The organism is Pedobacter sp. 05L430 (assembly GCF_056397585.1).
Window position 1 is genome coordinate 1 of sequence record NZ_JBFTNT010000037.1, and the last position, 20,407, is coordinate 20,407.

14 protein-coding genes are annotated in these 20,407 nt (G+C 42.2%); 3 read left to right on the forward strand and 11 right to left on the reverse strand.

Features of this window, described 5'->3' with window-relative positions:
• Together AC1DG9_RS08595 and AC1DG9_RS08600 are read left to right on the forward strand one after the other, a co-directional pair.
• Nucleotides 1-549: Crp/Fnr family transcriptional regulator (locus AC1DG9_RS08595; RefSeq protein WP_477634508.1), on the forward strand; the 549-nt coding region annotated here is incomplete at its 5' end.
• A 58-nt stretch (nt 550-607) separates the two neighbouring features.
• Nucleotides 608-1,156: a DinB family protein gene (locus AC1DG9_RS08600; protein WP_172663634.1), complete on the forward strand. Its 549-nt coding sequence runs from the start codon at nt 608-610 to the stop codon at nt 1,154-1,156.
• Nucleotides 1,157-1,183: 27 nt separating this feature from the next.
• Here AC1DG9_RS08600 and AC1DG9_RS08605 read toward each other — a convergent pair whose 3' ends face one another.
• The 9 genes from AC1DG9_RS08605 to AC1DG9_RS08645 are packed head-to-tail and all read right to left on the reverse strand — an operon-like array spanning nt 1,184 to nt 16,160.
• On the reverse strand, nt 1,184-2,029 hold the full coding sequence (locus tag AC1DG9_RS08605) for an N-acetylglucosamine kinase (protein ID WP_337715017.1): 846 nt from the start codon (nt 2,027-2,029) through the stop codon (nt 1,184-1,186).
• A gap of 20 nt (nt 2,030-2,049) precedes the next feature.
• Nucleotides 2,050-3,333: a sugar MFS transporter gene (locus AC1DG9_RS08610; RefSeq protein WP_438871712.1), complete on the reverse strand. Its 1,284-nt coding sequence runs from the start codon at nt 3,331-3,333 to the stop codon at nt 2,050-2,052.
• Nucleotides 3,334-3,345: 12 nt separating this feature from the next.
• Complete coding sequence (locus tag AC1DG9_RS08615; RefSeq protein WP_337715019.1) at nt 3,346-5,286, reverse strand: hypothetical protein; 1,941 nt, start codon at nt 5,284-5,286, stop codon at nt 3,346-3,348.
• Between the two features lie 13 nt (nt 5,287-5,299).
• A complete protein-coding gene (locus AC1DG9_RS08620; RefSeq protein WP_337715022.1) occupies nt 5,300-7,144 on the reverse strand; it encodes a beta-N-acetylhexosaminidase in 1,845 nt (614 codons plus the stop codon).
• A 27-nt stretch (nt 7,145-7,171) separates the two neighbouring features.
• Nucleotides 7,172-7,990, reverse strand: a complete 819-nt coding sequence (locus AC1DG9_RS08625) for an N-acetylmuramic acid 6-phosphate etherase (protein WP_288880269.1) — start codon at nt 7,988-7,990, stop codon at nt 7,172-7,174.
• A gap of 14 nt (nt 7,991-8,004) precedes the next feature.
• The gene (locus tag AC1DG9_RS08630) at nt 8,005-9,996 is read right to left on the reverse strand and encodes an alpha-N-acetylglucosaminidase (RefSeq protein WP_477634509.1); all 1,992 of its coding nucleotides are present in this window, start codon (nt 9,994-9,996) and stop codon (nt 8,005-8,007) included.
• A gap of 31 nt (nt 9,997-10,027) precedes the next feature.
• On the reverse strand, nt 10,028-11,242 hold the full coding sequence (locus tag AC1DG9_RS08635) for a BT_3987 domain-containing protein (protein ID WP_288880275.1): 1,215 nt from the start codon (nt 11,240-11,242) through the stop codon (nt 10,028-10,030).
• A 20-nt stretch (nt 11,243-11,262) separates the two neighbouring features.
• On the reverse strand, nt 11,263-13,077 hold the full coding sequence (locus AC1DG9_RS08640) for a RagB/SusD family nutrient uptake outer membrane protein (protein WP_172663641.1): 1,815 nt from the start codon (nt 13,075-13,077) through the stop codon (nt 11,263-11,265).
• A 32-nt stretch (nt 13,078-13,109) separates the two neighbouring features.
• Nucleotides 13,110-16,160, reverse strand: a complete 3,051-nt coding sequence (locus AC1DG9_RS08645) for a SusC/RagA family TonB-linked outer membrane protein (RefSeq protein WP_477634510.1) — start codon at nt 16,158-16,160, stop codon at nt 13,110-13,112.
• 208 nt (nt 16,161-16,368) lie between these two features.
• Between AC1DG9_RS08645 and AC1DG9_RS08650 the strand changes: the two genes are divergently transcribed.
• Complete coding sequence (locus AC1DG9_RS08650) at nt 16,369-17,118, forward strand: DeoR/GlpR family DNA-binding transcription regulator (RefSeq protein WP_172663642.1); 750 nt, start codon at nt 16,369-16,371, stop codon at nt 17,116-17,118.
• Nucleotides 17,119-17,165: 47 nt separating this feature from the next.
• Here AC1DG9_RS08650 and AC1DG9_RS08655 read toward each other — a convergent pair whose 3' ends face one another.
• Together AC1DG9_RS08655 and AC1DG9_RS08660 are read right to left on the reverse strand one after the other, a co-directional pair.
• Entirely contained in the window at nt 17,166-18,101 is a 936-nt protein-coding gene (locus AC1DG9_RS08655; protein ID WP_448633861.1) for a family 43 glycosylhydrolase, read from the reverse strand.
• A gap of 45 nt (nt 18,102-18,146) precedes the next feature.
• Nucleotides 18,147-20,396 (reverse strand): DUF2961 domain-containing protein, encoded by a 2,250-nt coding sequence (locus AC1DG9_RS08660; protein WP_477634511.1) that lies wholly within the window; start codon nt 20,394-20,396, stop codon nt 18,147-18,149.
• Between the last annotated feature and the right edge of the window lie 11 nt (nt 20,397-20,407).

Here is a 20,407-nt window from a genome sequence, read left to right on the forward strand (position 1 = left end):
GCTATATTCATGGATGAAACACAATCTTTTACCTTTAATCTGATTAATTCACTGAAGATTTCGGAAGTTAAAAAGACCTTTTCCAAAGGAGAATTTATTTTAAAGAAAGGAGAAATAGAAAGGAACATATACTTTGTTGAATCAGGTGCAGTTCGGGTTTTTCTTTTATCAGAATATGAAGAACAAAGCATCCGCTTTGGTTTTGAGGGCTCCATAATCAATTCTTTAGCCTCCTATTTTAGCGAAAGTCCATCAGAATTTTATATTGAAGCCATCAGGAAAACAACTTTGCGAGTGCTCCCTAAAGAAAAGGTATCAGCGTTAGTAAATGGAGATCTTGATAGTTTAGCCGGCTATAAATCTTTATTAGAAACAGTAATTATCGAACAAATCGAGAGGGAAGTTGATCTGCTCACAGTTTCTCCCACAGAACGTTTAAAACGGGTCTTACAAAGAAGTCCCCACCTATTTCAGCATGTTCCATTAAAATATATAGCATCCTATCTTAGGATGACTCCTGAAACTTTGAGTCGCATTCGAAATTCTTGATTTCAATCAACAGCCAATAAATTGTTTCTTTTCATTTTTGTATAAATTAATAACAACGATGAAGATAATAAGTAGTCAACTGATAGAGAATCTTTTAATTATAACCGCAAATTCTACCGAAAAAGTTAAGCAGCTCAGAGAATTGAATATTGATGAGTTGAATAAAAAATCTGCACCAAATAAATGGAGTATTTTAGAATGCATTGAACATTTAAACCTGTATGGCGACTTCTATCTTCCGGTCATTGAAAGCGCGATTCGTTCCCAAAAGGTGACACGCAATTCAGGGATTTTTAAGAGCGGTATCATTGGAGATTATTTTGTGAACCTGGTAAAGATAAAACCAGACGGGATCAAAAAAATGTCTACAACAAAGGAAATGAACCCCTTTGGAAGGCGCCTGACAGTGACAACTATTGATCGTTTTTTAATGCAGCAAGCACATTTAAAGTCATTATTAACTCAGGCAGAACAGGTGAACATGACCAAAACTAAAACACCGATCTCGCTAACCAAACTCATCAAATTAAGGCTTGGAGATACCCTAAGGTTTACAGTACACCATATTGAAAGACATGTTGCTCAGGCAGATAACAATAGATATTAGATGAACATCTCCCCCGGATGATTTATTTTATTTTGCCCGATGATAGGCTACCAGCTCCTCAATTAAAGAGGGAATAATTAGCCCGGGCTTCATATTGAATTCAGTTAAAACCTCCAGCAGTGCATTCTTGAAATGATAGGCAATTGAGCCTACGCAATTGAATGAATAAGCTGTATATCCGGGATAACAGCTAACCAGATTTTCGAAGAATTGCTGAAAAGATGTTTTTACTATCCGATAACTGTAATCTGCATCCACTTCCGGATGATTAAGGAATTTAGCAAATTGGGCACAAAACCGATTTGGCATTGGTTCGATATACACTTGATGGATAATCTCTTCAGCTGAAAAACGGTATAGCTTTTCGAATTGGATACGAACAGACGATGGCATTTTATTCCTTAAGTAATCACTAAGAATCCTTTTTCCAATAGCACCTCCACTTCCTTCATCCCCCAGTATAAACCCCAGTGAATCAATATTTTTAACAATATTTACTCCATCATAAATGCAGGTATTTGTTCCTGTTCCGAGTATCGCCGCAAAACCGGATTTCTGTCCGAGCAGCCCCCTTGCAGCTGCAAGCAAATCGACATCTGCATATAACTGTTTGCAATTACTAAAAACTGAACTCAATACCTCATTCATCAACCCGGTTTTGTCGGCCTCACAGCCTGCACCATAGAAATAAAGCGTAGCAACTTCCATTGGATCAATATGCACAGAAATGCTACTGCGAATGGATTCAATCATAGCTGATTTGGCAAAGAAATAAGGATTATACCCTTCGCTTTTAAAGTAAAGGCTCTTGCCCGAGTTCTTGATCAGGCACCAGTCTGTTTTAGTTGAGCCACTGTCGGCTATTAAAATCATGCTTCCGTTGTTTAAATAAATCAGCTATTCTTCTTTCCCACTTTATGACCGGCGATTGCATAGTAACCCACTGCCAGATAGCATGGGATCACCATCAAATAGGCCTGCTGGGGGTTCATATGGTCTGCTAAGTACCCATACAAAAGTGGCAGTACTGCCGCGCCGGAAATTGCCATCACCAACAGTGAAGACCCCGCTTTGGTAAATTTACCCAGGCCTGAAATGGCTAATGGCCATATGGACGGCCACATCAATGAATTTGCCAGCCCTAGCAGGGCCACAAAAACGACTGAGGTTAAACCCGTGCTGAACATAGCCAGTACTGTGAATACAATACCTAATACTGCAGAACTCTTAAGTGCTGTTTCCTGACTAAAATACCTGGGAATGCATATAATCCCTATCAGGTATCCGGCAAGCATGCTAATCAGTGTAAAAGAAGTAAAAAATTTAGCCATTGTCAGTGGAATACCCTGATAGGCCCCATAGCCAATAATGCTATTCCCTGCGATTACTTCTACACCAGTATACCCAAACAACACTAAAACCCCAATGATCAGGTGCGGAAATTGAAAAACGGAAGTCTTTGTACTTTTTTCCAGATCATTCTCAGCTGCATCCAGTTCTTCCTCGTCAATTTCGGGTAAAGCAGAAAAGTAGATCACCGCCGACAATGCGATAAGCACCAATGTAATAATTGCATATGGCAGAATTACCTTAGCCGCCAGCCCATTTAATTCGACAAGCTTTTGGGCACCATTTAAGGAACCCAGTTTACTTTTCAATGCGTCTGCATCATTTAGGATTACTGCACCCAGGATTACAGGGGCCATTGCTCCGGCAATACCATTACATATCCCCATAAAACTGATCCTTCTTGCTGCGCTCTCCCTGGGACCCAGAATGGTCACATACGGATTTGAAGCCGTTTGCAATACAGTAAGTCCCGCACCTTGTACAAAAAGCCCGAGCAAAAAAATAGCGTACTGCCTGTTCAAAGCAGCGGGGATGAAAAGCAAGGAGCCTGCTGCGACAAGCAGCAATCCGAGCGACATTCCTTTTTTAAATCCGGTAGCTTTTAAAAGCCATCCGGATGGAACACCCATCACAAAATAGGAAATGTAAAAAGCAAAAGCTACCAGGTAGGATTGGAAATTATTGAGCTCACAAGCAATCTGCAAGTAAGGGATCAGCACTGCACTTAGCCAGGTCACAAAACCAAAAATAAAGAACAATACACCAATGATGATCAATGGGTTAAGCAGGTTATTTTCTACCTTGACGGCAGGAATTTCTTTAGTCATGACATCCATACCCTAACGATTTTCATTCTTTACTTTATCGATTACAGTTTCATAAACTGATTCCGGAAATATAGCGGGTTGAGCATACCAGAAAAATGAGCCGAAACCTTCATAAGTACCGGATTTGATATGCCGGGAGGTAGGCAAATAGCTAGACACGTCATTACAATAACCAGCTACACTTACCAGTTTGCCTGGCCAAAGGTTCTTAATACCCAGGCTGTAATCAGTAACTACCTCACGTGACAATCCAATCAATTTCCAGTTACCGATATTGAACGTCTGAATATAGACAGGCATGGACGCCGGTATTTTCCCAGCCTTATTCAGATCAAGCATGCGGTCGGCCCATCGAACATTCTTTTCTTCTTCTACATTTTCGTTATGCTTATCATTCTCTTCCCTGAAAGCCAACATTTCCTGCTCTGTCCATTTTTTTACAGGAAAATTGATAGAGTCCATGTAAAAGCTAATCTCACCATCCAGTTTTTGCAGTGGGCGATTTAAGACAGATAGTACATCAGCGGCGAGTGATGCTCCTGTTCTCTGATGATTTTCATCAACCGGGTTAATGTCGCCCCCACAACCCTGAATAAACATGGCATTGGAAATACTGTTCTTATCGGTAAGTAACTTTCTGGTCACCCCCGGAAAATTAGGACTAATGGTAAACATCTCGGCGCCCTCGTTCTTGAAAACCGCATGACAGCCCGTTAAAAATAACAGCGTTCTCTGTTGGTTCTTTTTATTAACCACACTCAATACATCTACATCATTATCATAAGGCACATGTGCTCCGGTAAGTGCTCTATTTGCACCTATCGCAGTTTTTCCCCTGCCAAAATATAGGTCGGCCGGTTGCATAGCTTTGATTGCTGCTCCTATCGCTTTCACAATGGCAGGTCTCAATGTTCCATTCATGTATAAACTATCTGGTTGCTGAACAAACTCAGGCCAAGCTGGCCAGTGCTGTGCTACGGGTCCAAAATGTGTGTGCGAGGAATTTACCATGACTGCTGCTGCCGGGATGCGGTATTTTCTATAAACCTCCTGTTTAACTGAAGTTACAAAGTCATAACCAAGGCCACAGAGATCTGCGCCCACCACAACCACCGTTTGCTTGCCTGATGATACTGCCAGTGCAGTAACTGAAAGATCACCTGTTGTTAGGTGTTTACCGGCAAACACAGAATTATCCTTAGTTAGGCCATACAAAGTATGGTTTCCTACTGCTATGGATTTTAGGTGTACATCGTAAGATACACCGTTGTATCTCGCAATTTTCGTCCAGGCTGCATTTCTATGTTTAAGATCCAATTTCATCAGATCGTCGCTTGCAGTTAATCCATACAAAGCCCCATCATAAGAAACCATGCTGACAAGGCTACTTAAACTGCTCAGCTTTGTCCAGTTTAGTGTTTTGCTTTTTAAATTCGAAAAGCTGATTACCCCATTTTGATCAGCCACATAGAGAATGTCATTAAAAATCGTAATACTTACTACCCCCTGGAGGGCAGCTAACTTTTTCCAGCTTAACGTACCGGAAAAACCGGACTGTAAAATCTCTCCCTTATCATTTACCGCATAAAGTAGTTTTTTTCCGGCAGCAAGCGCGGTTATGCCATCGCTCTTCCCAATGCCTTTCCAATTCAGGGTCTCTGCCGCCTTTGTCATCAGCAACTGGTTATTGCTTATTACAAATAACGCCTCATTATTTCCAGTAAAAGCCGTGCAGTTCTGCAATGCTGTTTTTTTTATCCAGTCGAGGCTAAAACGTCCTTCCCTGGGGTAACCGTAACCAGCCAAAGTCAGGGAAAACGGATACGTTGAGGGCTCAATGCTGGTTTTGGCAAAGCCCGATTTGTACAGCACCTGGGCATTGCCAGTAAAACTGATGCAACACAAACTGCAAATGAGCAGACGGGTTATTTTATTTAGGATTTTCAGATACATTAGAAGAATATGGTTAAGGGTTTTTGAAAATAGTTGTCGTATTTACACTTCGTTTCCCAGATGGGGTGATCACAATAGACTTTAAAGCCCTGCGCTCGCCCTTATTTAGTATAATCCGTATTGGTTTTTCATATACAAAATCAGTTTCCCTGGCATCCTGACCTTCAAAATTATAATAGATTCTCGCGCCCTCAACAGGGACCTTAAGTTCCAGGTTAAAATCCGCTCCAATCAGAGTAGTATCCGAAAGACCTATTGGACCAGGCACCCGGTATATTTTATCTGTTTTATCCAGAACGGCAAGATGCTTCGGTAGCCTTTCCTCAAAAAAGCTAACCGAATCCTTCTTTTCAAGAGGTGTCCAGGCAATCTCAGCCAATGCCATTAAGCGAGGATAGAGCATGTATTCTACCTTGCGGTGTGTATCCATGTGTTCTGTCCATATGGCTGCCTCAACCCCGATGATGTGTTCTTTCTCTTTATCAGAGAGCACTGCAGGTGTAGGATCATAGTTATAAACCCGCGGCAAAGAATTGTAGCCCCAACCGATGGCCAGGGGTTCCAGCTCCCGTTTGCCCTGTATAAAATCGAAATAAACATGTGAAAGGGGTGACATTACAACATCATGTCCCTGTTTTGCAGCTTTGATCCCTTCCTCTATGTTACGCCAGCTCATTACTGTTGCATTTGGTGCAAGACCACCCTCGAGGATCTCATCCCAGCCAATAATCTTTCTCCCCCTGGAGTTCACAAATTTCTCGATCCTTTTTACAAAATAACTCTGCAGCTCAAATTCATTTTTCAGGTGATTGTCTTTAATCCGTTTCTGGCAAAATTTACAGACCTTCCAGCGTTCTTTAGGGCATTCATCACCTCCGATATGAATATAAGGAGAAGGGAATAACGCCATAACCTCTGTGAGCACGTCTTCCAGGAATTTAAAGGTATTTTCTTTGCCTGCACAATACACATCTTCAAATATGCCCCAGTGCTCAGCGACTTTAAATGGCCCGGGATTGTCACCACAAGCCAATTCCGGGTAAGCCGCCAGCGCTGCCAGGGAGTGTCCTGGCAGTTCAATTTCTGGGATAACTGTGACATGTCTTTCTGCTGCATAGGCAACCACCTCCCTGATCTCGTCCTGTGTATAAAAACCACCATAAGGCAGGTGGTCATTACCATTAAGCGAATCTGTGTAATTACTGATTTGCGTACCGGCACGGAAAGCACCTACAGAGGTAAGTTTGGGATATTTTTTAATCTCAATTCGCCAGCCGTGGTCTTCGGTAAGATGCCAGTGATATACATTCATCTTGTATTTTGCCAGCATCTCAATCTGGCTTTTAATAAAGGAAACCGGATAGATATGGTAGCCTACATCCTGCATTATTCCTCTGTAAGCATAGCGAGGGCTATCGCTAATCTCCAAACAGGGAACTTCAGGTTTCTGATCCTTTACGCTGATCAACTGAAATAGCGTCTGTAAGCCATAGAACATACCTGCATCGTCGCCCGTAATTTCAATTACTGCCGCACCTACCCTAAGTGTATACGACTCCTTGACCCTTGCCTTTGCAGATACAAAAGAAATTACCTGGTTCGATTTTTCAGGCTTTCCGGAAAGAAGTCTCAGGTTAATGCCATAGTTTTCGTACAAGTATTCATGAAGCTGAACGGCGCTCTTCTTTGAGGTAGCATCTGAATAATGAATTACAGTATTACTACCGACAATAAAGCTCCCTCTTTTCAGGTTCAACTGTGCAGGCGCTGGAATCAACTGCACTTTAGGCGCACCAGACTGCGCATAACCAGATATGACCAGGAGCGCCCACAAACAACAAATAAAAATGTATTTCAAAGTTTTATATTTAGCGTTCTAAAATAATCAGTCGTGATTTTTAACCAGTTTTTCCATCGCATTTTTTACAGTACCATACTGTAAAAGCAATGACTTAGCCTCATTATAGTTGTCAATTTCGGCTTTTTTCATCAGCATTTTAACGCCCCTGTCCATGATCTTATCGTTAATGAGTTTTACATTGATCATGTTATTGCCTTCTATCCTTCCCAGTTGAATCATCACTGTGGTTGATATCATATCCAGCAACATCTTCTGTGCAGTACCGCACTTCATTCGGGTACTTCCTGTCACAAATTCGGGACCGGTAAGTACTTCAACAGGATAATCAGCCTGTCCTGCAATAATCGAGTCCGGATTGCTCACAATGCAGCCTGTTGCAATGTGATGTGCACGACACTGTTTTAGGCCCTCCAGAACGAAAGGCGTACTTCCACTTGCGGAAATACCCACCACAATATCTTTTTCTGAGATGTTTGCTGCATTGAGCCTGTCCCAGGCTTCATTCAGGTCATCCTCCATTTCTTCCAGTGCATCTATGAGCCGGTCCTCTCCTCCGGCAAGCACAGCATTGTAAATTCCTTTGGGTAGGCCGTAGGTGGTAGGTAGCTCGATCACATCGAGTACAGAGAGTCTGCCGCCGCTACCGGCTCCGATGTAGAACATCCGGCCGCCGTTCTTTAGTTTATTCACGATAGCGGTAATCAGGCAGTTTACCTGCGGTAAAACCTCCTGAATTGCTTTTGCCACTTTATGGTCTTCTTGATTAATAGCACTGGTCAGTTCCTCAACTGATTTGGTTTCCAGGTTATCATAAAGGGATGATTGTTCTGTAATAGGTATCATATGTTATTCGTAATTTATTTTTTGTTCTTCGTTAATTTAAGTTTCTTGTATGCGGCAGTGATCTGCTTGCCATATTTAGCATACATTTTTTTTGATATTTCTGTAGGATCTCCTGTTGGTTGATCCGGATATTGCTCTGTACCATTTACCCAGTTCCATTCCCAGGTTTTTACTTTTTCAGTAAAGCCCTTTTGGTCAAATACTTTTTTCGTTTTTAAAGCATCACTGGCCTCGGAGATAAACATCTTCCATCTTTTTCCGTAAAAGCCATTAAACAGACCCGACCATTGCTTGTTTGCATATTCGTGAAGTACAGCATCTTTCCCTCCCCAAAGGGTGATCAGATCTCTTGCGTTTTTTTCATATAATCGAGACTCAGCGGTATTGGCACCCCATTTTTTTGCATCGTTGAGCCACTTCCCAAGCAACAATTCTCTTCGGGTACCCATCAGCTGGTCCATATCGGCAATCAGTTCCATGAATTCTGCAGTATGTTGTTTAAAGCCGGTAATGTTTTTTTGTTTGAAGTCTCTGGCAAACTGTTGTTGAACAACTGAGGCATAATTGGCCAGCACCTGCGTGCCAATGCTTACCAGATCAAACTGGTAGCAATCATTACGCTTAAATTGCTGAGCCGCAGCCAGCATATTCTCCCATGCCGGCACCAACGCAAGTGGATCATACGGCAAATCTGTAGCGGCCCAATCATTGTCTTTTTCAAAGGTTGGTCTTGCTACCACAATGGTCTCATAGCTGCCTTCTTTAGCATACACTGTTTTATGTAAAATATCCCAGGCTTTTTCTGTGTACGGGTTCTTTTTTCCGTAACGACTGTGGGCATATCCTTTTAACCACTCGTTCACGTTTACGGGCTGATCGCTCCATACGTGATTGAGCATAAGCGAATAGATAACTGGATTTTGCTCTATCCCTTCAGGCACCAATCCGACTCCAGACAGGTTACCTTTATTAGGATCATGAACCATTTCTGCAGGCTCTTTAGCGATATAATCAAGGTTGCCGAACAGTGGATTCCTGCCGCCAAAATTGTGAAGCATGCACCATATCCATGGTTTCCCGAAAAAGGATTTGGTTTTGGTCCATATAGGCTGTTCATCGGCAAAAAGATCCAGGATGATTAATTTATCATCCGGTACTCCGCTCAAATAATTGTTGATGCGCTCAGGCTGCCAGAAATCCCTTCGGTCCCAGAACAACCATCCCTGCATCACCCATATTGCTTTTGGGTCGGTTTTGGCCATACCATCATATACTGCCTTGCCGATTTTACGTACGTAGGCAGAATCCTGGTGTGGAAGATCCATTTCATTGAAGGTATCGGCCCCGTATAAATGATTTTCCAATCCAAAGGTCTTTTGTTGTTCCTGCATAAACCTGTCGGCTATCTGCTGAAACATAGGATCTTCCGGGTCAAGTACATAAGCATCTGCAAAACGGCCTTCCCAGTTCACCTTGTCAACTTTAGCGTTAGGGAATCTTTTTTTGAATGTTGGGGGCACATGACCGCTAAAGGCAGGAAGGATTGGTTTCATACCCAACTCCCGTTCGCGAAGCAGGATCTTTTTCTGTAGTTCCTMGTGACTTTTCATCCAGCTTTTTGGCAAAGGACCATTCAACCCATCAATATTACCTGCCCAGAACCACATGAAATATGCCGGCCCGGTAAAAAAAGCATCCATGTCTGCGTCATCAAAACCAAAGCTTCTGTAAACCCGGTCCCACAGCGCATTCTGTCCAGTCATAGCAAGCGGCATATTGATCCCATTCAATGCCATAAAATCAATTTCCCATTGCCAGCGCTCCCAGTCCCACCAGGACGCAGTATAATTGAAGGTACAGTAATTGAAATAATGACGGTAATCATGCGGTGTAACCTTATGAATTGAAGAGGTATCTTTGTCTTTAGCCCAGACCATTTGAATGGCAAAGGTTAAACAAAACAAGAGTATAGCAGTTTTTCGGCACATTAGCGGTATTTTATTCATTATTATATCTTTTTGAATCAGTTATTATTTTCTACTTTTTTAAAGGCCACAGGCCTTCCGGATTGAATTTATATCGCCACAAATCTCCATTGGCATCCAAAGCCAACAGATCATTGCCGGCAGTAATTACCTTAATATACATATCCCAGCCTGTACCTATCTTCTTCCGTGTACCAAAAACTCCATCCTCTGTTAGTGGATACTGCCACATATCTCCACTGTTTTCAATGGTAATCAGTGAGTTTTGGTAAGCAAAGATTTGTGCCAAACCAGCCCATCCGCTACCAATTTGTTTGATGTTTCCATAATCAAAGTCGCCATCCCCGTTTAAAGGAAATTTAGTCATGTCACCATTTGCTGCAATACCTAATAGCAACCCTTTGAATGGAACAATTGCAGAGAGTGCGCCCCAGCCCTGACCAACCCCTCTCTGGGCCCCGAATGCCCCGTCCTGGCTAAGAAAATACTGGTTAAGATCGCCTGCCCCACTTCCAAATCTTGCGATCAAGCGGTTACCACCAAAGGAGATAATTTTATCCATTACATTCCAGCCGAAACCGATCGTTTTAGGTGGGAGAGTAAACTGTCCGGTAGCTACATCAGCCTTGTACAACAGAAGATCGCCGGTTACCGGCGCTTTACGTATAAAATCGCCGTTAAAATCTATTAAAAAAGCACCTGCATCAGCGCCCATAGACAGCACTTTCTCACGCGGAACTTCACCTGGGGCATATGAGCCTGTAATCAGGAAATAAGTGGTACTGAGTTCCTTATTTAAAGTCACATTTCCAGGTGCAGAAATGCTTACCGGAAGCAGATAAGACTCAAATGCGTTTAGAAAGCCTTTGGTTTTGATGACCAGATTCTGAACTGCAGTTCCCTGTGCACCTTTGGGAATTATTGCTGTTGCCTGCTGAAGGGCATAACTTCCTTCGGGCAGCAACTGATAGGTGGTATTATTTTTCTGATTATAGTCGGCAACCATTTCGGCCGAAACCTTAAAATTTACTGGTATATCGGTTTGGGCCGCTAACGGACCACCCAGATGGGCCGCATAAGGCACTTGATAGTCCTGATCGGTTATACTAATCCCCATTGCAATTGGATTACTTACTGCCTGTGGCATGTACAGGCGTGCATAGGTATCGGCCTGCGGAATATCCAAATCCACTAAAACATCCTTATTGCAAGCAGTCAGGAATATAAAAGCACTTAAAAGTATTGAGGTTAAATTTATCTTATTCATGGTTTTAAGTTTATGGATCATTACCAGCCTGGGTTTTGAATAATATTAGGGGTCTTGTCAATTTCGCTTTGCGGAATTGGGAATAAATAATGCTTAGGCCCCTGAAACACCCTTCTTTCTACCACTGTTCTCTTATAGTAAGCATCATCCTGCAAATTGGTTCCGGCACTGATGTTCATTCCGTAAATAGGCCCATTATCGGTCTGTGCAGCGATCTTCCAACGGTGACAATCGAAGTAGCGATGGGTTTCGTAACTCAACTCCACACGACGTTCGTTCCTGATCCTTTCTCTCATTTGCTGAGCATTAAGACCTGTTGGAAGTGCTGGCATTCCGGCACGTTCCCTGATCAGGTTCATGTATTTATACACATCGGCAACTGGCCCGTCTGATTCATTTAGTGCTTCTGCATAGTCCAGATAAAATTCACCAAGCCTGAAAAATATCCATGTTTTAAGTGAAAACCTGCCCTGGGCAATATTCGCCGTAGGATCTACAGATTTTTTAAGCAAATATCCTGTCGTATTATAATCTCTTCCGGCATTTCCTCTACCATCTGCTCCACTGGACCAGAACTGCAAGCGGCGGTCAATGAAGTAGGCTCCGTTAAAGTTAATAGAAGCATAAAATCTGGGATCCCGGTGCACATACATATTGCTTACCCCTTCCATCCAGCGTCCGGTCATGGCTGTAGCTGTATAACCTGCTTCAGTATATCCGGAGGATTGATTGACCACTGGTGACCCATCACTATTATAACCTAGTATTGGTGCTTTTCCATTGTCCATTTCATAAGCATCTACTTGCTGCTGAGTTGGGTTATACCCATTCCACCCGCCCAGGCTTCCAGGGAAAGCACATTTCTCGGTCATTCCCGGATAATAACCGCCAATATCAGGTGTAGTACAATTACGTGCAAGGATCACTTCAACGTTGTTGTTTTCCAGAAACAATTGCTGGTAATTCTGCACAGGATCTGGATATTTTCTATAAAGCTGATAACCGGCAGCCTCACATTTATCGATACACTCTTTGGCGGCAAGAGCTGCAGCTTTCCATTTTTCGGCCTGATACTGACCAGGGAAAAGTTTTATACCTTCTTTATCTGTGAAGCCTGCATAGTCAGGATTGCCGTTCCATAAAGGGCTTGCCACATACAATAACATTCTTGCCTTTAGCGCCATCGCAGCCGCAGCAGTAACCCGTCCAATATTCCTATCGGAAGTAACTCTCATTGGCAACAAACTGATCGCCCTGTCACATTCTTTAGAAACAAAATCAACACCCTGATCAAGTGGTTGGCGTTTTATTTTAGTGAAATCATCGGCTACTCCTGCATCATAATCCATAATGGGAATCGGGCCATAGATTCGCATTAGCCAAAAGTGGTAAAAAGCACGCAGGTATACGGCTTCACCTATCCAACGGTCTTTATCCTGCTGGGTAAAGTCTTTGCCAAGGGGAGTTCTGTCGATGTATTTCAGAAAAATATTCGCTTTGCGAATACCCTCATACATGTTACGCCACTGCTGACTTGCCACATTATAGGCGTTCCAGGAACCCTTGTTCATCAGTTTTGCAAATTTCTCCGGCCAGGGTACATTCATCTCATCAGAGGCAACTACAAACGGATTAGGATCGACCATGTCGGTAAACCAGTTCTCAAGTGGGAGATCGGCATAAACATCCGATAAAAATGCTTCAGCATACCTGCGTTGAAGAAAAGCTTCTTCAATGGTAATGTCCTCTTCAGGGCTTTTATCCAGAAAATCTTTTTTACAAGAGGAGAACATCAAAAGCTGCACGAACAATAATCCACAGATTAAATATTTCATATCAAATTCTTTTATAATGGTTATTGGTTATATTATTTAAAATCAATCTGCAAACCTGCATTGAATGACCGCTGCAAAGGATACCCACCGGTTCCGTCATTAGATTCCGGATCGATGATCTTAATATGATCCCAGGTATACAAGTTCATACCGTTGACAAAAAACCTGAGGGAGCTTACCCCTATCCTGCCAGACACGCGCTGAGGTAAAGTGTACCCCACTTCAAGGTTACGCAACCTGAGGTAATTCCCATTTTTCATCCAGGTGGTAGAATTCAGGAAATTATTTGGATTGTTACCGACATCTATTGCAGGATACTTCGCACCCCGGTTCTCTGGTGTCCAACGATTGTTGTAATATTCGGTGAGTACATTATTTACCCCCAGACCATCGTAGAAAGGCCACATTGAAGTTCCGCTCAAGAAAATACTCGATTTGGCTGCCCCTGTAAAATACAGGCTAAAATCAAAGCTTTTATAAGATATGGTGCCGCCAAAACCAAATGTCATTTGAGGAAGACGCGGATAACCTACGGGGATCTGGTCATAAGAATCAATTATACCATCACCGTTAATATCCTTGTATTTAACATCTCCCGGTCTTGGGATAGAAAAGCTTTGTTTTGGACTGGTAGCAATATCTTCCTCGCTTTGGAATAAACCTTCAGAAAYGAATGCAAAACTCTGATTTAACGGCAATCCTTTACCGGATAAATAGGAATATCGGCGTGTGGGCTCATCGTTTTCTACAATTGTATTCTTAGCAAAGGTGAAATTACCACGCAAGGAATAGAAAAATCCACCAGATGTAGTATTTCGCATTTCTATTAATCCATCTATCCCCTTGTTTTTGATTGCACCAATATTTCCATAAGGAATAGACCAGGGATAGAATCCGGTTACAAAGGGCACCGTTTGGCGCTGCAAGAGAATACCCGTACGATCTTCATCAAAAGCATCCACCTGCAAGGTTATTTTATCATCCAGGAAGCCAAGGTCCAGACCGATGTTTCTTTTTGTTGCACGTTCCCAGGTGACGTTTTGATTACCGATCTGGTTCTCCTCCATCCCATAGAAAAGCTGCTGATCCGGGCCAAACGGATAAGATTGTCCAACTGTTTTTACAGTGCTTAGAAACAAGAAGCGCTGGTTGATCTGATCATTTCCCACCTTTCCATAAGAGGCTCTTATTTTCAGGTTGCTGATTGCGGATGCATTCCAGAATTTTTCATTTGAAATTACCCACCCGGCTGAGAAGGCTGGAAAGAAACCAAATCTTTTTCCTTTCGGAAAGTTTTCAGATCCATTGTAGCCAAAGTTAACCTCTGCAAGATATCGGTTGTCGTAGTTGTAGGTGACCCTACTGGCTAAGCCCATTCGGCGAAAAGGGAGATTCGACACGGAGCTGCCCGCAGAAAGATCCACATAATCACGCTGATTATATAATAGCATGGAAGTCAGTCCGTGTTTATCAAATGAGCGCTCATAATTCAATTGGGTTTCCATATAAATAGCCCTGTTGCTCCCATTTTCGATGTAATATCCGAGTGGCTTTTCTTCTCTAAACGGTTCACTATACAAATCTTCTCCGGTTTCAGGATCTGTTCCCAGATACCGCTTCACTTCAAATTCCTTGGCCCTTACATTATTGGTCTGACCGTAACGATCATACGAAAACAAACCCCTTAATGATAAACCTTTGGTCACCAGTTCAGACATGTCCCATCTGGCTGCGAAAGTACCCTGCAAGGTACTACGATCTTGTGTACTGTAGCCCGATTGCGAGACCCTTCCCCAAGGATTCCATCCCACAAAGGTTTGGGCACCCCCAGGTGTTCCATCTGGATTCTTAACTGGAAATGCAATTGGCGATATTGTTTTTAAAGATTGAAAGATATCTGGTGCTGAGAATCCGGGATAGTTCCCATTCTGAATAATTCCACCTAGGCCAAGTTGCATGGTAAGACTTTTTGATAAGTTCAGATCAATATTGCTCCTGAAATTGTATCGTTTGATATTGGCATTCGTATTGAATTTATTGGACATATCCTGTTTATAAATTCCATTCTGAAGGGTATAACCAACATTGGTATAATACTTAATGATTTCATTACCACCGGTAACACTTAAATTATTGATGGTTTGCCAGGTATCACGCTTCAATACCGCATCTGTCCAGTTCGAGTTGGGATACAGGTAGGGATCTGAGCCATTACCAAATTTTTCGAGTTCTTCAGCTGACCACCTAGGCTGTTCACCAGAAAACATCCTTGCCTCATTCATCAGGGAGGCATATTCTTGTCCGTTAATATATTCTGGCAGCCTTAAGGCATGTAAAGCCGCCGCTTCTGTACGGAATGTTACAGCTGGCTTGCCGCTAACTCCGCGCTTCGTTGTAATGAGAATAACTCCATTGGCACCTCGCACGCCATAAACAGCGGTAGCAGATGCATCTTTTAGTATCGTAAAGCTCTCTATCTCCTGAGCATTAATGTTATTCATATCACGCTCCACTCCGTCTATCAATATTAGCGGTGCGTTGTTTCCAAAAGTTGAAAGTCCTCGTATATAAACCTGCGCAGCATCATATCCGGGCTCGCCGCTCGCCTGACGGGTAATGATGCCAGGCAGTTTACCTGCAATTGCATTGGATAATGCCGGGGTGGAAACCCGTTGAATCTCTTTGACAGAAATGGTAGACAATGAACCGGTAACGGAAATTTTCTTTTGCGTACCATAACCAACGACGRTTACTTCATTTAATTTATTCTCCTCATCGGGTTCAAGCTTAATTTTGAACTCTTGTGATGAACCAACTCTGATGGTTTTATTCTTATAACCGATAAAAGAAAATTGCAGGGAATCATTGTCTGAATTAACCGACAAAGAGAACTCACCCTTCTGGTCAGTCACCGTTCCCTGCGCGCTTCCTTTTAGTCTTACAGAAACCCCGGGTATGGCTTCATCTTTTTCATCAACCACTTCGCCGCGGATAACTCGGTCGGCGACTTGAAAAGGCCAGCTTTTGGCTTTTACTTCTGTTACCAGGAACAGAATGATCAGAAATGCTAAAATTTTATTCATATAAGTTGTTTGGTTTAGTGGTTCAAAACCGCAAAAAAGTAGCACAAAAAACAATAAACGTCATCAAAAATCCCTCACAGATAGACAAAATTATTCTTTTTGCGTTTTTTATGCGTTTTATAATACAAGTATAACCGCAAAATTCATAACTTCCAAATGTTTTAACAGAAAAAAATTTTACTTTTGTTAAATCTGTTATAAACTGCTTATGCGTAAAGAAGAAAGACACAAACTGATTATGAGGGAAATCAACCTCCACAATAAGGTCCTATCAGCCGATCTGAGTACTTTATTAAACATTTCTGACGATACAGTCAGGCGTGATCTGAAGGAGCTGGCCGAATCAGGTAAAGTCCTGAAAGTTCATGGAGGTGCTGCGAGCAAATCTTTTATTGCCCCCTTTAATTTGCAAAATGAAGTATATGCGCTTGCAGAAAAGAAAAAAATTGCAGAAAAAGCCCTCAAACTGATTAAAAATGACATGGTTATTCTTACAGAGGGTGGAACTACCATTCTGGAACTGGCCAAAATGATTCCCAAAAACCTAAAGGCAACATTCTTTACTGTTAGCCCTCAGGCAGCCATTACCCTATCAGAACACAGCAATTTGGAGGTGATTACTATAGGGGGAAAGCTAAGCAAAAACGCAAACCTGCATACCGGAACAAGTGTAATTAACGAGCTATCCGACCTTAAAGTAGACCTTTGCTTACTTGGCGCCAACGCATTTTCTGTAGAAGAAGGCCTTACTGATATGGACTGGGAGATTGTACAGGTAAACAAAGCCATTGTGAATGCTTCCAGAAAAGTTGCGGTTTTGGCGATTGCAGAAAAGTTAAATACATCGCAAAGAATCAGAATATGCCCAATCAATAAAATAAACTACCTGATCACAGAATTACCACCAGAAAGCCCCTACCTGGCCAACTTCAGAAATGATGATTTGAAACTTCTTTAGCATAGAACACGCTCCGCCAAGCTATCAAAATAATTCTTTGAATGGATCTACCTCCATTCCAGCGGAGCGAGAAACAAACCTTTTTTATCCCAGCCTGTATTGGAGATAAACCATCCTTCTTTTTTATCATAAATAATTTCAGCAGCATGGATAGGAAGCGAACAAACCAGGTTCTTTTCAGGAAAATTTTCGGGGTCCTTAGACCAGTATACATCTGTTTGATTGTATTGGGTCATTGCCCTGCATATAAAAAGGTAGAAAATTCCATTTCTATGTACAACAAAAGGACTCTCAGCATCCCCTCCCCAATCTACCACATAAGGTTGGATATGCACAATTTTCGGACCGCCCCAGTGCAACAGATCGGGCCCTGTTCTTACTGCAACTACTGATCGATGGTCGACCTCATTGTAGGTTCTGGTATAGTAATAATAATATTTACTTTTATATTTCATGATATACGAATCACGTGCATGGCCAGGGTCGCTAAAGAGCGGATTAAGTTGATAACGCTCCCAATCTACCAGATTGTCGCTTTTTGCCATGCATAACTGACCCCATGAGGCGTAGTTAGGGGCATCTTTTTGCATATTGCCAATATTATAAAACATATAAAAGGCATTCTTATCTTTTATAACGTGAGGTGCCCACAATACGCGCTCCTTACCTTCCTTCACAGACATGGCATCCCCTTTATCCTTCCATTTCCGCTGCATCAGAGAACCAGAAGTAATGTGGAAGAATCTAGTTTCTCCACCCCATGGCCTGATTGGATGGTGCCCAATGATGCCATACGCATGCCAGATACCATCAACACTTCTTACGAAGGAATGATCATTTGTATACCAGGTAGTGTCTTCTTTTGACCGGGTATCATTTGGATTAAAAATGTGAACAAAGCTCCCTTTTATATACGGGGTTTCAAAAGACTTTTCCTGCTGCGCCATGGCATGCTGACAAAATGTAAAAGCGATTGTCAGCATCGTAATGCTCATTTTTTTCATATCGGTATTAAAACAGGCCAATGATTATTTTATAGGTTTTACTTGTGGCAGCACATAACTATACACCTGATATCTCAGTTCACTCCAAACACTCTGCTCCGGAAAATCCTTTCCCGGATAAAGCTGCTGAATTGTAGGAATAAATTTAATCCTTACTCTTAGTTTAGATAAACCTCTTGTTAGTTTAGCCGGAATCAGGAATTCATCATCTCTGAAACGTCTGTTTGATGTTTCGATCTGATACACTCTTTTCGCCAATTCACCGGCTGGTCTTGAAAACATACAAGTACTAGATCCTGCCAAATACCATATACCCGCTTTTTTCCAATCTTTTTCTTTAATTTTTCTTCCTGATAGGTTCCCGGCAATATAAACTTCCGCAGTTTGATTCGGATAGCGATAATCCAGCGTCCGTCGTAATAGCGCACCCAGGTTATCAGGACTCATACTCACCGTAAACTCAGAAATACCTGATGTATGTCGACCATCTTCTTCATGGGCAGGATAAATCTCTTTGCCGATCAATTCTTTATACCCAGGAATCCTTTTAGGTAAATCCAAGCCCCATGCCCCGGCGGGAAACTTATCCGGCCCCCATTCATATCTCGATAGAATGGTTTCCACTTTGGAAGCCTCTGGTGAATAATAAGCGTGGCGCAGTTCATCATCTTGCTTACCAATATCAATCGAATCTGTTTTAATCAGTGACGCTGATGGCATTCCATACCAATAAGATACAGCTTCATAATGCTCCTGAGAAACGTTTTCGCTATGCTCAAAATTTATAACAGCCCGGTTTCCAAAGGGCATCAGATCAGCAATAAGAAACCGATATGCTGACTGAATAAGATCCTTATCATTTACTGCTGTTTTTTTCTCAGTAGACCCGCAGGGATGACCTGCAAGTGGAAGTGTCATGTTTTCCCCACCCCAATAATCACCTCCTCCTGCCCATTCCWCTGTTCCTGTACCATAGGCCTGGGGGCTCTTGCTGTCATCGAAAAAGAATCTTGGATCACCTTCCAGCGTATTAAGATTGGCATTGTGAGAAAATATAAATGATGTTCCAAGGAAACTTCCTGACCACTGCTGATGTCCTTCTATACCCCGAGTATCTAACCAGGTCATATCCTGACCCAAATCCGGTTTAGGTATATCCTTATAGGTAGCATGAAAATACGCATTTCTGTTGCTGGCTGTTTTCAGCTTTTCGTAACGTATTTCATAATTTATCTCTGCGTTGTCAGGTGCTATGCCGGTAAGTTCAAATTTTGCTGTTTTAAAGAATGGCATAGGATAATAGCAAGCAAGCTCAACTTTGTTGTTTATATAATCATAGCGAATATTTATGGGAAGCCCCTTGACCAAAAACTCCTTTTTCTCGCGATTAAAGAAGGTACCCGCTCCAAAAAAAAGACATAGCGGTGCATCTACAGATGGATATGCTGCATCGTCCCATGTTATTTTTAAGTGAATACGCTCCAAATCCATTGCTTTACTAAGCGGAAAACTTAGCTTAACGGCCCGAACCAGAGATAAGGGATTTTTAAGTGTGGCCAAAGTAATAGTCTTCTGATTCAATTTTAACTGACCTTGCTGTGCATTGATATTTTTGGGGGCAATATCCTTACCTGAAAGGTTAACCAGATCAACAATATCCTGATCTGGCGTTTTATTTACATTCCATGATCTGATGGGCTGAGAAAGGTTTTGCTCATTAGCATAAAGATGATAAATATAATAACCGGTACCATAAAAGGTACGGGAATAAGCAATACTCATCGAATCCTGAAAAGCCATTGGCACCCAGATCAGATCTGCACCTTTTGTAGCGCCCCATGTCCACCCCAATGGCTTAGGAAATGCCGCATTCGGAATAAAGGCGGTTTCTTTCAGCGTTTTAATTGCGTTGACAGGATCGGATGTTGCCGTTTCTTTTACAACATTGTCAATGCCGTCTATCTTAAAATGCCATGGACTGCCATGCCAGTGATTAGTGCGAAAGAAATAGAGGATGCCTTTCCCTTTTACGCTGAGGGTTACGTTCTCATCTTCTTTATTCATAAACAAAAAATGCGAGGCATCACTACCTCCGCCAGTACGATCATAGGTACTTCGCATATAGGCCCTTACGCCTATGCGTTGAAGCGGAAGCTGGTCCCATTTGCGATAGGCATCAAATCCTACTGGTACTGAAAGTACGTTTTGTGCATTTGCGCTTATGGACATTACAGCTAAACTTGCAAGAAGGCATTTTGAGATGATTTTTTTCATATGAGCATCAG